Below are 14159 nucleotides of genomic sequence, written 5' to 3'. Positions count from 1 at the left end.
ACATTTCCAAACCCTTTAATGCAAAATATGAATACAATCACTCTTTATCATCTTCAGATTTAAGCATTTTTTTATATTTCTTTTCATTTTTTTCATATTGCTTAATTTGTTTTTTCAGTTTTTCAATTGCTTGGTCACGTCTTTTAATCACCATACTTTGCTCTCTAATAGCCCTATCTCGTTCTTCAGTCATCTTCATAGAATCTCTTAAAAACTCATGCTTTATTCTTCTAGATTCCTCTTTTAAAATTTTCACTTGACTGCGATAATATAAAGAAAACCGAAATATAACCCCACTGCACAACAAAACAACAATCATTGCTCCCAATAAAATTTCGTTTACACTCATTTGGATCTCCCTTAATTGTCGCTCAAGTGATCATCTTGACCAATTTGTTTCATCCTCAATCAAAAAAAGAATGCAATAAATTGCATGTTCCAAGTGTGAACAGTCACTCTCGGCGTTCTTATTTTCTCCATTAAAGCATTGATAAATGACGCAAACAAATCTCTGAAAGCGGCTAAATCTACACTCACACCAATTATTTGCGACACGTTTATTGACACAAAATACAAAAAATAAGGAACGTCAAATAAAACTAACGACGCAATCCAATCATACAAGCCTTGCCCAAATCGTTCCTATCTTCCTTTTTTACGCCATGAGGAATGCGGCTATATATGAAAGTTTTTCATTATTACAAAAATCTTCAGTGTCACAAAGCACAGCATTTCTGTAAAATTTTTCCTTCCCACAAATCTTTACATCACCACAAACTAAAGCATCATTATAAACTCGAGCCTTTCTAAAATCACGAGTATCACCACAAAATTCAATACATTGAGCATTCAAAACTTGATCAAAAAAGACCGCATTAGCATAAACATATGCATCTCCACTCATATTCAAATAACGATAAAGTTCTTATTTTTCATAAACATGCGAACTCTTACGAACAACTAAACAACCATATGTTAATGCATTGTTATCAATAACAATATCATTATAAACACAGACTTCATTATAAACCGCAGCATCATAAAAACACATTCATCGCCATAAGGGCATTGATCGAATGTACAATTCTACCAAACAACCACCTTTGTGGATCAGATTACCTTCCTGTTTAATAAAATATCCAAGATCACTTTTTTGATATTTCCCATTTTTTTACGCATATATACGATATACCATCTGATAGTGATCTAATTTATTACAATAAAGAAGAAATCAGTATTCTTTGTCTATGCAATTTACATTTTTTCTACAGCCATTATCCTATCTCTTAAGGCTCTAAAGCTTCGTTATATTCACACACTACCTCAACGCAGAATTTTTTTTACAAATTCTGATGTTGGGGTATATCTTGATTTATAATGCTGCTACGTATACTATCATAGTGAAATCTCATAAACATACGAGTGTGTATCGCCCTTTCTGGTATACACATTTACTTTTTCACAACCGTGGAACTAAGCAACCATTTTTATTGATTCGAATCTGAAAGTGTATGGGGACATTTTGTTATTAGTTAAAAACAACTCTATATGCTTCCTTAGCGAAGAGCTACACATGGATATTTTCACGCTCCTTGTATCATATATTCTGGATTCGCAACGTAATATTAACGCTATAGCGTAAATATGTAAAGGTCTAAAAATGACAAAGACTGAAAAAGATTGGTTCCAACGCTTAGTTGAATTAATAAAAAGTGACGGACGAACAATGATTGAAATAAGCAGAGCTGCAGGCTGTGGACAAAATTACGTCCAACAAATGATAAATGGAGGCAAGAGGCCTTCTGTAGACAAACTCATGGCTATTTTGAATACACTGGGAAATGCTAGTGCCATATATGTAATAACTGGTTTCAACATCTCCGATGAAGACTTAAAACTCATAACTTTGATTTCGTCTGGAGATAAAAAGAAGATTGAAGCCTTAAATGTTCTGTTGAATGAGCAGAATCTGTAGAATCTGTAGAATTTTCTACTTTATCCAATATCGCTTGCTTTTGAGACGTCGATAAAGACTCCCATTTCACAATAATATCAGATAAAGTTGTTTCAAATTTTTTATCATTCTTCATAGTCATACTCCATGTAGTCACACTATATAACGCTAAAGCGTTTAAAATATATCTCATACCTTAGAAAAAAATATTTGCAATAGGCAGTATGGAAGCAATTGTGTACAAACTTATTTTACAAAATCAGATGAAGTTCTATTAGTCATGCACCATGGTGAAACAGAAAGCATCACACGATCCAGACCTTCTTATGAAAATTGGTATAATCTATCAAAAACGCGAATAATGTTACGCAGATCTTGCGATTCGGACCAATAAAAACTAATGTGAAAATATCCCTGAAGACACTCCTGAACTCTATATAAGAGAACACGAAAAAGCTTTTTGAAAAAAATACATCACAATTTATTCTACATAGCACCATCTATATTTTTTTAACAATATTGCAAAGCAAGAATATAACAATGTTATAGGAATAAATTCTTATAAACAGAGCCACATTACCTAAAACTCTGTAACACGTTTACAGGTAACCTCCCCTCTAAACGCCCCTTGTAAATACTAATATAAGTCTCTATCATAAGCAAAAATGATACTATTAAAAAATAAAACGAATCACCACGCACAATATTTGTACGTAAATTTTATACAGATTTACAACAAGAGAGAAATTCCCTTATGCAAATTATGAAGAATTATATTTTCAAAGTATGACTTTGAAGAAAAAGTATACTTTTCCAAAAAAACACCCTCCCTGCCAATAATTTTTCATAAGAGAAAAAACTCATAATAAAGATAAAACTCTCTATACGATCAATACGAGAAAAATGTTAGCAATACAAAAAAGTGCTAGGGTTACCGCAATATTGCCAATTCCTTATGAGAGTAAAATCAAAAAAGACGTCTGTTCTTCAATAATAATTCGGATCACATGAAAACTCTATAATTTAAACTTTAAGCAAAAAATACACAAAAACAGAAAATGGCATTTTAATGAATTTTCTAATATCATAGAAAATATTTCTTACAGAATAATAAAATGCTTATTACAATAGAATCTGGATGATGCAAAGCGATAGAAATAATCACTCAATTGACTTTTCAAAGAACAATTAATAAAATTCTTTTCAGAGAACACGTCACCGTCACTATGAACAATATTTCTCAAAATATCAAATAGAATTCCTTTCTTGGAAAAAAAATATCAACAAATGTTATTATCATCGTTGCCCCATGATACATATGAATGCCCATAGATCACATTCTCTTATACACTAACCTTTCATCACGATGATGCTATTCGAACGTCTAAAAGACCTTAGCATCACTTAAGAAAAAAGCAAATTTACACTAAATGTTTTTTGAGCCATTTGTTCTGAACAGGTCCAATCTTTAAAATTGGTTTTATTGAGGTCTATTTATTTGCAGAACAAGTATAAATAAACTTATCCAATGAAGCTTTTAGCCTTCTATTTTATGAAGAACACCACACAGAAAAAGTACAAAACAGTATATGAATTAAGAAAGTAAATAGCGCCCCATATCAGTTAATCCAAATGCTAAAAGGTTGCAAATGAGGGAACTCCTTTGATGAGACTAAGAAAACATACCATCATATTAAAGCGACTGAGAGAAAAAACTGCAACAAACAACGACCAAAAGCTTCTAAAACAAACAGGAAAATAAATAAAAAACAAAAAAGGTAGAATCTCAAAACTTTTATATAAGCGATCCATTTTTCTATTGGACATTTCCCTATTGGTGGGCCCGGAGGGACTCGAACCCCCAACCAAGCGGTTATGAGCCGCTGGCTCTAACCAATTGAGCTACAGGCCCCACATAGGTTGTTTCTCTCTAAACTAAAATGCCCTATGATACAAGAGCTGACAAAGATTATAACCCATCTTTTTCTCTTTTCTATTGGTTTTTTTTTCAGTGCTCTAATTTCTTTACAAAAACTCTTAAAAATGAGAGAATAATTAACTGACAAATATAAAGGTATAGATATGATAGAAAAGAAAATTCAACCACTGAAGGGTTCTCTGGTTAAAACAGTTATATTAGCATTTACACTCTTAGCCACATCGTTGACTGTACGTGCTTATGCTGAAGAAAATAAAATGAAAAATGCAACGATTACAGTGACAGCAATCGGAGAAAGTCAAGCAGCACCGGATATGGCCATTATTAATCTAGCCGTTGTTACCTATGACAAAACTGCCCAAAAGGCATTAGCTTCCAATAATCAATCCATCAATGATATTATAAACGCTTTTAAAAACAATGGCATCCAAGAAAATGATTTGCAAACATCAGGCTTATCCATTTATCAGTCGACCTCTGATAAACACCACGAAAAAAAGAATAATGAAAAACTCTATCATGTTTCAAATTCTTTAACCGTGCGCATTCGTGATCTTACCAATGCTGGTAAAATCTTTGATCAAGCGATGACACTAGGTGTTAATTCAGTTAACGGCATTACTTTTACCAACGCAGATACAAAGCCATTTTATCAAGAAGCACGTAAAAAAGCCATTACTGAAGCCATTGAAAAAGCGCAAACGATAGCGCAAGCAGCCGGTTTAAAATTAGGAAAAATTATTGAAATCAATGAAAAGGATGATTACTATCACCCAACACCACGGCTCATGAGTAGAGCAGCAGATGTAAGCTACGCAAATACAAATTTTGCAGGTGGTGAATTAAATTATAACGTGAGCGTCACTATAGTCTTTGCGATCGATTAAGTCACAAACAAGTTGTATAAAAAATCATATTACTGGCCTTCACGTAGAAGACCAGTAATATGATAAAGATAATCTTCCTCAGATAATAATTCGTCTTCGTAAATCTCTATTTGTCCGCGTGCAGAAATATGCGCTGTATGTATCGTCTGACAATCCCCTGATACCAATGGATGCCACCAATGAAGATCTTTTCCCTCATAAATTAATCTATAAGCACAACTTTCTGGAAGCCAACGCGCTGTTTTAACTATCGTAATATCTAGCGATATACAATCTGGTACAATTGATTTACGATGAGCATAATCTCGACACCTGCAAGTTTGCCCATCTAAAAGACGACAAGCAATACTGGTTGCATAAAGGTCACCCGTATCATCGTCCTCAACTTTATGGAGACAACAACGGCCACAGCCATCACAAAGGCTCTCCCACTCAGAAATGGAAATCTCTTCTAATTTTTTTACTTTCCAAAAGGGAAGTTCTCCACTCATAAACTCAGACACACCTTTTTTAATTAAGACGATCTATAAAAAATGAAACGTTTAATTTCTATAATTTCATCTATTTCTGTCTCTTAAAAAGATTCAACTCAATGTATACTTTAAACCATGTTCTTAAAAGCTATCTGAATAAAAAGAGAATATTCAAAAATAGCGCATATAAATGAACATAACCTATTGAAACATCTCTTTGTAAACTTAACGAAGAATAAAATGCGTCACCTAAAATGATAGAAAAATTCCGCAAAGAATATACATTTTTCATCAAAAAGTCCGTATGTTGCAATATAAGTTTATTCCTAATAGATCTCATTTCTTAAAAACGAGCCGCGCTATACGCAAGGTAATGTTTTTATCGTTCATTTCTTGAAAGCCCCCTACTCTCTACTCCATAACCACCCTTTGCCCTATATCTATTCTTTTGAGACAGAGAAGTATAAAGCCTCAAAGCTAAGAAAAACATTAAACATCGTAAACTTTCTAGATTGTTCAAATTCTTCCTATGTTTTTCTCAAGAAAGTATCCAAGTACAACATGAAGCACCTCCCCCCTTCATTAAGAAGAAGGAGGAAGTTATTAAAATGCACACGAATTCCTTTATTTAAGAATCGAGAAAACTGCGCAATTTTCGTGAACGGCTAGGATGTTTCAATTTACGAAGTGCCTTTGCTTCAATCTGACGAATACGCTCTCTTGTAACTGAAAATTGTTGTCCTACTTCTTCCAACGTGTGATCTGTATTCATCCCTATTCCAAAACGCATCCGCAAAACACGTTCTTCTCGCGGTGTTAATGAAGCAAGAACGCGTGTTGTCGTATCTCGCAGATTAGCTTGGATAGCAGCATCAATTGGTAATAACGCATTCCTATCCTCAATAAAATCACCCAAATGGGAATCATCTTCATCACCAACAGGCGTTTCGAGAGAAATAGGTTCTTTTGCAATTTTAAGAACTTTTCGTACTTTTTCTAACGGCATAGAAAGCTTGCTAGATAATTCTTCTGGTGTTGGTTCTCGTCCAATTTCATGGAGAATCTGACGTGAGGTACGAACAATTTTATTAATTGTTTCAATCATATGAACAGGAATACGAATTGTACGTGCCTGATCAGCAATTGAACGTGTAATAGCTTGACGAATCCACCATGTTGCATAAGTTGAAAATTTGTAGCCGCGCCGATATTCAAACTTATCCACAGCCTTCATCAAACCGATATTGCCCTCTTGAATAAGATCAAGAAACTGCAAACCACGATTGGTGTATTTTTTTGCAATTGAAATGACAAGACGCAAATTAGATTCTACCATCTCTTTTTTTGCAATTGTTGATTCGCGTTCACCTTTCTGCACCTGCATAACAATCCGACGAAATTCACCAATCGAAATAGCCGTTTCTTGCGCAAGATTTTGTATCTCACTTCGCAGCTTTTGGATTTCTTTTGCTTCACGCACCGAAAACTCTTTCCAACCAGGTGTAGGCAAAGCAGCAATATAATTCATCCAATCTGCGTCCAATTCACGCCCTTGGTATTCTTTTAAAAAGTCCTCATGGCCAATGCCATAGCTATTGGCAATCCGTTTCAGCTTACCTTCATTATGAATCAATCTCTTATTGATGTCATAAAGCTGTTCAACCAAAGCTTCGATACGATTTTGGTTTAAAGAAAGAGATTTTACTGCTTGAATCAACTCACCCTTTAATTGAATATATTTCTTCTTCTGAGAAGATGTAAGGGCCCCCTCTTTACGCTCTGCCAAACTGCTTTCAACATGCTGATCTTGTAATTTTCGTAATTTTACATAGGTTTGAGCAATAAAATCCAATGTTTCCATAACTTGAGGACAAAGTTCATTTTCCATTGCAGCAAGCGATAAGTTAACATCGTCCTCGTCCTCTTCATCATCGTCTTCAATGTTTCTCTCTCCTGCGCTCTCCCCCATATTACGTATACCAGAAGACATTTTTTCTTCTACGGTCTTATCAACTTCACTTCGCTCAATAACAGGAGCCTGCTTTGCTTCTGGACCAGCATAAGTCGTTTCAAGATCAATAATTTCACGAAGAAGAATACGCTGCTCTTTTAACTCGTCACGCCAGATAATAAGAGCCTGAAAAGTCAAAGGACTCTCACAAAGTCCCGCAATCATTGTCTCACGCCCTGCTTCAATACGCTTAGCAATGGCAATTTCGCCTTCCCGCGAAAGAAGCTCAACAGCTCCCATCTCACGCAAATACATACGCACCGGATCATCCGTACGATCTGTTACTTCGCGTTTATTCGTTGTCGTTGCAATTGCGTGGCTAGAGGCTTCTACTAAATCACCCCCCTCTACCGTAACTTCTTCTTCATAATTTTCAGACTCAACTTCATCCTCATCATCCACAACATTAACCCCCATCTCAGAGAACATCGCCAAGATATCTTCAATTTGTTCGGATGTAACCTCGTCAGAAGGAAGAACTGCATTGAGTTCATCCATTGTTACGTAACCATTTTTTTTGGCAAGTTTAATCATTTTCTTGATGGCATCATCAGAAAAATCAAGAAGAGGACTATCCAAACTCGCTTGGTTTGTTACTTCTGCATTATCTTTCTGTTTAACCTTTGTTGCCATACCATAACTCCACTCGATCACTTCACAGTTTCCATGTGACCAGTTTTTTTGTTCTCACTAAAATCTACCAATAGTTACTCATATATACTTCCTGTTAAGAGATTACCATTGGAAAGAATACATTTTGTATACGCCCTGACATCCAGACAAACTTGACATCCAGACAAAAACGCGGGAAAACTCCAGAAGTTTCCCCGACACCTCTCAGCCCTTCTGAGATAATCTCTGCACCCTATCGTAAGAACCAATTTCCCGCTTTTCCTAAAATTTACCCGCTTTTCCTAAAATTTAATTGTCATCTTTATAAAAATGTCACTCCACATAAACTTCCTCATCTAAAATTTAAGTGACTGATTCGCATTAAAAAAGCGAATCATTTTATCGTATCTTGTGTATTCCCGTCTATTTTTTCATCCAACCAACTTCCAAATCCTTCAATTAACGCTTCTGTTGCCTGCATCTGCTCCAGCTCATTTTTTACCTCACGAAGCAGATCAAAAACCTCACTCTTAGGATTTTCTACAAGTTGCTCTTCAATATCCTGTAACCTCTTATGTAGGTGGTGTTCTTGAAGATGCAAGTAGACAGCTTGTTTTAATATAGCACGCGCATCTTCTATAGGGGCTCCACCAGGAATAATACGCATACCAATATTTTGCACAAGATGTTTCATACGCTCTAACAGAGCCTTTTGCCCTCTTTTTTCTAAGAACGCAACCATCGTCTCTTTATCATGAAGCTGTTGGTCCCCAAGAATTTCCAACATAGCTTGATGAAAAATTATCAATTGAGTATTTTTTAATTCTAATTCAGAAAGAATTTCAAAATTTTCATACCACAACTCAGGATAGTAAGCTAAAGTGAGTAAAATCACTGCTTCACGCAAAGGGATAGATTGCGAAGAATTTCGTACTATTTCAGAATTTGCTAACAGAGAAAAGGTTTGATCTTTAAAGGTCCTATTTGGTGAAGATTGACCATATCGCCCTTCCCCCTTTTGTTTTGAAAAAGAGGAACGAAAAAAATCAAAAAGGCGTTTTTTTACATCTTGCAAATAATAACGACGGACATCTTCATCCTTAATCGTAAAAATTTGTTGTTTTAGTTGTTTTTCTAGCGCTGCTCGTGCCTCTGGAATTTCAAAATGCTTTCCATAGGTAGCACGCCACCATAAAAGCTCACTCAAAGGAATAGCTTTTTGCAAAAAAGAAGAAAAAAGCTGTGCTCCACCAGCACAAACAATTTCATCAGGATCTTTCCCTTGTGGCAATAAAACAAAGCGTACACAAACCCCAGCCTTTAAAAGAGGCAACACACGATCAGCAACACGAAAGGCAGCTTTTAAACCAGCATCATCACCATCAAAACACAAAATAGGTTCCTTCCCCATCTGCCATAAAAGCTCAATTTGCGCTTCCGTTAATGCTGTCCCTAAGGGTGCTACAACTCCTTCAAAACCAGCTTTAGTCAATGCAATGACATCCATATACCCCTCAACAACAAGGAGTGAACAAATTTTTTCATCGCCAACAAAGCGACTATTTTTGCGAGCTGCTGCCGCGTTATAAAGTATATTTCCTTTATGAAACAGCACTGTTTCAGGGCTATTGAGATATTTTGCTCGTGTCTCTTTCTCTAATGCACGCCCTCCGAAAGCCACCACACGTCCGCGCAAATCTTCGATAGGAAACATAATGCGATTTCTAAATCGGTCATAAGAATCCGCGCTCTCCTCATGCACTGAGAGAAGCCCACATTCTTCCATTTGCTTTATTGAAATGCCCCGTGCACTCAAAGCTTCTTTCAAAGCTGTACGCCTTACCGGTGCAAAACCAATGCGGAAACGCTCTACAAGCTCTGGTGTAACACCACGTGCATCCAGATAACGACGTGCTTGCATACCTCCTTTATCGCGTAAATTATATTGAAAAAAATCTGTGGCAATTTTCATCACATCATAAAGGTCAGCTTTTTCCAGTTGACGTTTATGACTTTGTGAATCCAAAATAGGGAGTTTCATTCCCGCAAAATCAGCCAAACGCTCTACACTTTCTGAAAAGTGCAGTCCATCAAGCTCACACAAAAAGGTAAAAATATCTCCACTTACACCACAACCAAAACAATAATAGCGCCCTTTATGATCATCACAATGAAAACTTGGCGTTTTTTCACCATGAAATGGACAACAACACCAAAAGTCTCCCCGTGAAGGCTTACTTTTTCGAGGATCAAAATCCACCCGTTGACCAATCACTGTTGAAATTGGGAGTCTCGTACGCAGTTCATTAAGGAAATCGGGCGGAAAACGCATTATCTCTCACAGAGTTTGAAAATTCTTTTTTGCATATTTAACGACTTTAGAGCATAATTCCAATACTTCCTCTTAAGCAGTTGTAAAATTTTAACCCCTCAACTGCATATATTTTTAGAAATGGAGAATAAAAAGTGATCGAATTTATTGCTCAATATCCGTGGTTAGAGGCTATTTCTTGGCTTGTTATTCTTACTATAGCTGCCCTTTTAGTGAACTTTCTAGGACGAAAATTACTTATTCACGGAGCAAAAAAACTCTCTTCTTTTCTCCCAAAAAATACAACGATCGATATTAATAATGCTATTCAATACATAGCGGATATCATTTCAGCTTTTATTCTTTCAATTGGTGTTAATTTTATCTCAACATTGCCCGATGCATTTAGCACTGTCATTGGTAATGTTGCCAACGCCTTCATTATCTTCTTTGTCGTCCTGACAATTTCTTCCTGTCTCAATGTCATTAACATCCTTTACGAACAACGACCAACAGCACGACTAAAACCAATAAAAGGTTATATTCAAATTGCTAAAATTGCACTTTTTGCTGTGGCAACAATTTTAATGGTCGCTACATTGATTGACCGCTCCCCTCTTATTCTCTTCTCCGGTCTTGGTGCAATGGCCGCGGTTCTCATGTTAATTTTTCAAGATACGCTTCTTTCTCTCGTTGCCGGTATTCAAATTTCATCCACTGATATGGTTCGTGTTGGGGATTGGATTGAAATCCCCAATCTCGGTGCCGATGGTGATGTTATTGAAATTGCCTTGCATACTGTTAAAGTTCAAAATTTCGACAACACCATCACCTCAGTTCCTATCCGCAAACTTGTGACCGACCCTTTTAAAAATTGGCGTGGAATGCAAGAATCGGGTGGAAGACGCATCAAACGCTCTCTTTTTATTGATCAATCAAGTATCCATTTTCTCACAAAAGAAGAACAAAAATATCTTTCCCGATTTAATTTATTAGAAAATTATTTCACGCAAAAAGTAGCAGAAATTGATCAATGGAATGCTCAATTAGATAAAAATCATGATATCTTAGCCAATACGCGCCGTTTAACCAACATTGGAACTTTTCGTGCTTATGTTTTTGCTTATCTACAACAGCATCTAAACATCAACCCTAATATGACCTATATGGCACGACAATTACCTCCTACAGAAAATGGTTTACCCTTAGAAATCTATTGCTTTACGAACACCACCGTTTGGATCGACTATGAACAAATTCAAGGCGATATCTTTGATCACCTCTATTCCATTCTACCCTGTTTCGGTCTAAAAGTTTTTCAAAATCCAAGCGGTTATGATTTTAATCAAGTATTAAAAGCAAAAGTGAAATAAAAACAATAAACTTCAATTTATTAATTTGAGGCAACCACATTCACAACAACAAAGAAAGAATAAAGTATCATGAATGGTTCATTGGTACTCCTTCATCTTGCCGGCGCTATTTCTTTACTTCTCTGGGCCACACGCATGGTGCGCACAGGAGTTGAACGCGCCTATGGTGACAGACTTAAATATAAAATGTGCCACGTCGTTTCAAAACCATTGTTTGCCGTAAGTTTTGGGCTTTTTACAGCAATGATTTTACAAAGCTCTACAGCAATAACACTCCTCGTTGGCTCTTTCGTTGAATCTGGTTTTGTCTCTGGGGTAGCAGGACTTATGGCTGTACGTGGAGGAGAATTAGGATCAGCAATCGTTGTAAAAATTCTCACCTATGACCTCACTCTTGTTGTACCCTTGTGTCTTTTAATTGGCACTTGTATCTTCATGACAACAGAAAAACGTGAATGGCGTCAAATAGGACGTATTGTCATCGGTATTGGTCTTTTGATTTTATCTTTAGAGATGATAAGTACCGCGACAGAACCTTTACGTGAAAGCGAAATTTTGCCTAGCATCATTCGTTATCTTTCAACCGATCCTATTTCCACTTTTTTGTTGGCTGCTGGCTTAACCTACCTCTTACATTCGTCCATTGCAGGAATCATTTTGCTGGTCAATTTTGCCAACTACGATCTTATCCATACGCAACTCTGTGTTGTCATGGTTCTTGGTGTCAACTTTGGCTCTTCTCTTATAGCACCACTTTTAACGCGCAACGCCTCTCCTAATACCCGCCTCGTTCCCTTAGGAAATTTACTCATGCGTGGGGCAGGGTCAATCCTTATACTTATCTTATTTCTCTCCTTTCACCCTCCCATCACATGGCTTGGCAATAACGCCCCTACTCAAGTGATCAACGCCCATATCATTTTTAATGTTTTCATTCTCCTTGCTGGAATACCGCTTTCAAAATGGGTTTTAAAATTAACCACTCAGATCGTGAATATAAGTGCAAAAAAAATGCAAGCCGACAAAAGGCTCAATTTATCTGATCAAACAGCTCTTGATGACAGTGTTCTTGATCGCCCAACTCTCGCCCTCTCGAATGTCATGCGTGAAGTCATTCATATTTGTGATCTTGTAGACATCATGCTAGAAAAAATTATGGGACTTTATGAAAAGCCTGATCCCAATATTATTCGTGAACTCAACCAACTCAACACCATATTGGACAAAAAACATATCGCCATCAAACTTTATCTGGCCCGATTAGCGGGACAAAAATTATCTGACGAAGAAGCTCTTCAAACGCAAGAACTTCTAGGCGCCTGTATAAAATTAGACCAAGCAGGCGATATCATTATTCATAATATGTTGATGCTGGTTAAAAAGAAACAACAAAAAGGTTTACAGTTCAGCAGCGAGGGCTGGAGTGACCTCCTTCGTTTCCACGCCATTGTACTAGCCAACGCGCATATAGCATTTAACGTTCTCGTCTCACGTGATACACACACTGCACACCTATTGGTACAAAAAAAAGATCAACTACGAAACTTAGAAAAAGAGATGAGTTTAAAACATTTTAAACGTCTGCGTGAAGGGGATCTCAAAAATGTAGAATCATCCAGTCTTCATCTCGACACTGTGCGCGACCTCAAACAAATCAACTCTCTTTTGACCTCAATGATCTACCCCATTTTAGAAGAACAGGGACTTCTTCAAAGTTCTCGTCTACGCAACCCTGCTGAAGAACAAGCAGAAAAAACTTAAACTTTTCAAATAACTTGAATAAAACACACATCACATCGATTATTCAATTTTGAATATGGTCAAAATATTGATTTAATCAAAATATCTTATTATTCGACAATTTAAATGAGCTTTCTTCATCGTAAGTTTCTTTCATTTAAAATCTATTCATGATGAATTGCTCAAAGTCATTTGCTTGCACATTACAAACAAAGCAGCATGTAGAATAGAACTCTTGAAGAAAGACGTAAAAATGCCTAACCATATCAAAGCCAAAACTGTTAAACACATAAAGAATAGGTCAAGAGTATGATAGTTCTAACTTAAACCCGCCTTTTAAAAAGGGAACCGCTTCACAGTAGCAGCGAAACAGAAATACTCTATAAGGAATACAAAACCCCACAAAAATGCAACGTTTATATCAAGATTGGTAGAGGTTCAACCTATACAGCCATGCTATAACGTGTCAACGAAACAGTTTTCATTTCAAACATCATTGATATCAATTGGCAAGCTCCAAACTTTTAAATATCCATTTTACTTATTACTTTAATCACAATTGTTTTTTTAATTTAAGAGAGAGCTTAAAAAGCTTATAAATACACTTTATGAGTTCTTAGAACATTTCTACTAATATTTTCTTCTTTTATTCAATATTTATCAATTAATTTATTTATTTATAAATTAAAATGTATTATATAATTTATACTTATTAAGTATTATATATAATATAAATGTGAGTATTATTTTAATATAAAGGAAAGTAACAAGTAAAATCTCTAACAGAAATATCCTTTCCACTGGGTAAAAAAGGAATAAACCTTGATTTTTACAAAGTTTACTCTAGTTACAATTTAAA

11 protein-coding genes and 1 tRNA gene are annotated in these 14159 nt (G+C 36.0%); 4 read left to right on the top strand and 8 right to left on the bottom strand.

What is annotated here, in order from left to right:
- Nucleotides 1-37: 37 nt before the first annotated feature.
- The 3 genes from ACFIL7_RS03620 to ACFIL7_RS03610 form a co-directional block, all read right to left on the bottom strand.
- Nucleotides 38-349 carry a hypothetical protein gene (locus tag ACFIL7_RS03620; RefSeq protein WP_375613354.1) on the bottom strand — a complete coding sequence of 104 codons (312 nt, stop codon included), beginning with the start codon at nt 347-349 and terminating at the stop codon, nt 38-40.
- Nucleotides 350-655: 306 nt separating this feature from the next.
- Complete coding sequence (locus ACFIL7_RS03615) at nt 656-904, bottom strand: hypothetical protein (RefSeq protein WP_375633025.1); 249 nt, start codon at nt 902-904, stop codon at nt 656-658.
- Nucleotides 905-925: 21 nt separating this feature from the next.
- A complete protein-coding gene (locus ACFIL7_RS03610; protein ID WP_375613352.1) occupies nt 926-1051 on the bottom strand; it encodes a hypothetical protein in 126 nt (41 codons plus the stop codon).
- Between the two features lie 609 nt (nt 1052-1660).
- On the opposite strand from ACFIL7_RS03610, the gene ACFIL7_RS03605 reads away from it, so the two are divergent.
- Nucleotides 1661-1975, top strand: a complete 315-nt coding sequence (locus tag ACFIL7_RS03605; RefSeq protein ID WP_007347852.1) for a helix-turn-helix domain-containing protein — start codon at nt 1661-1663, stop codon at nt 1973-1975.
- Here ACFIL7_RS03605 and ACFIL7_RS03600 read toward each other — a convergent pair.
- Both ACFIL7_RS03600 and ACFIL7_RS03595 read right to left on the bottom strand, forming a co-directional pair.
- Nucleotides 1899-2090: a hypothetical protein gene (locus tag ACFIL7_RS03600; RefSeq protein ID WP_375633027.1), complete on the bottom strand. Its 192-nt coding sequence runs from the start codon at nt 2088-2090 to the stop codon at nt 1899-1901. The genes ACFIL7_RS03605 and ACFIL7_RS03600 overlap by 77 nt on opposite strands.
- Nucleotides 2091-3789: 1699 nt before the next feature.
- A tRNA-Ile gene (locus tag ACFIL7_RS03595) sits at nt 3790-3866 on the bottom strand.
- Between the two features lie 170 nt (nt 3867-4036).
- Between ACFIL7_RS03595 and ACFIL7_RS03590 the strand changes: the two genes are divergently transcribed.
- Nucleotides 4037-4780, top strand: a complete 744-nt coding sequence (locus ACFIL7_RS03590) for an SIMPL domain-containing protein (RefSeq protein ID WP_375634633.1) — start codon at nt 4037-4039, stop codon at nt 4778-4780.
- 29 nt (nt 4781-4809) lie between these two features.
- On the opposite strand, the gene ACFIL7_RS03585 is transcribed toward ACFIL7_RS03590, so the two are convergent.
- From ACFIL7_RS03585 to dnaG, 3 genes are all read right to left on the bottom strand, one after another.
- Nucleotides 4810-5271 carry a YcgN family cysteine cluster protein gene (locus ACFIL7_RS03585; protein WP_375634634.1) on the bottom strand — a complete coding sequence of 154 codons (462 nt, stop codon included), beginning with the start codon at nt 5269-5271 and terminating at the stop codon, nt 4810-4812.
- Nucleotides 5272-5881: 610 nt separating this feature from the next.
- Nucleotides 5882-7897, bottom strand: a complete 2016-nt coding sequence (gene rpoD / locus ACFIL7_RS03580; protein ID WP_375611971.1) for an RNA polymerase sigma factor RpoD — start codon at nt 7895-7897, stop codon at nt 5882-5884.
- A 373-nt stretch (nt 7898-8270) separates the two neighbouring features.
- On the bottom strand, nt 8271-10208 hold the full coding sequence (gene dnaG, locus ACFIL7_RS03575; protein WP_375634635.1) for a DNA primase: 1938 nt from the start codon (nt 10206-10208) through the stop codon (nt 8271-8273).
- 134 nt (nt 10209-10342) lie between these two features.
- On the opposite strand from dnaG, the gene ACFIL7_RS03570 reads away from it, so the two are divergent.
- Complete coding sequence (locus ACFIL7_RS03570) at nt 10343-11560, top strand: mechanosensitive ion channel family protein (RefSeq protein WP_375633034.1); 1218 nt, start codon at nt 10343-10345, stop codon at nt 11558-11560.
- Nucleotides 11561-11629: 69 nt separating this feature from the next.
- Nucleotides 11630-13321, top strand: a complete 1692-nt coding sequence (locus ACFIL7_RS03565; protein ID WP_375633036.1) for a Na/Pi cotransporter family protein — start codon at nt 11630-11632, stop codon at nt 13319-13321.
- Nucleotides 13322-14159 lie beyond the last annotated feature (838 nt).

This window comes from Bartonella sp. AP3QHHD (genome assembly GCF_042195765.1).
Lineage (GTDB): Bacteria > Pseudomonadota > Alphaproteobacteria > Rhizobiales > Rhizobiaceae > Bartonella.
Note: the sequence above shows the minus strand (reverse complement) of the source record. Positions and strands in the feature narration are given on the sequence as shown.

Coding starts and splice junctions, on each gene's coding strand:
- ACFIL7_RS03620 (WP_375613354.1), bottom strand. CDS start 349: ATGAGTGTAAACGAAATTTTATTGGGAGCAATGATTGTTGTTTTGTTG.
- ACFIL7_RS03615 (WP_375633025.1), bottom strand. CDS start 904: ATGAGTGGAGATGCATATGTTTATGCTAATGCGGTCTTTTTTGATCAA.
- ACFIL7_RS03610 (WP_375613352.1), bottom strand. CDS start 1,051: ATGTGTTTTTATGATGCTGCGGTTTATAATGAAGTCTGTGTTTATAAT.
- ACFIL7_RS03605 (WP_007347852.1), top strand. CDS start 1,661: ATGACAAAGACTGAAAAAGATTGGTTCCAACGCTTAGTTGAATTAATA.
- ACFIL7_RS03600 (WP_375633027.1), bottom strand. CDS start 2,090: ATGAAGAATGATAAAAAATTTGAAACAACTTTATCTGATATTATTGTG.
- ACFIL7_RS03590 (WP_375634633.1), top strand. CDS start 4,037: ATGATAGAAAAGAAAATTCAACCACTGAAGGGTTCTCTGGTTAAAACA.
- ACFIL7_RS03585 (WP_375634634.1), bottom strand. CDS start 5,271: ATGAGTGGAGAACTTCCCTTTTGGAAAGTAAAAAAATTAGAAGAGATT.
- rpoD (WP_375611971.1), bottom strand. CDS start 7,897: ATGGCAACAAAGGTTAAACAGAAAGATAATGCAGAAGTAACAAACCAA.
- dnaG (WP_375634635.1), bottom strand. CDS start 10,208: ATGCGTTTTCCGCCCGATTTCCTTAATGAACTGCGTACGAGACTCCCA.
- ACFIL7_RS03565 (WP_375633036.1), top strand. CDS start 11,630: ATGAATGGTTCATTGGTACTCCTTCATCTTGCCGGCGCTATTTCTTTA.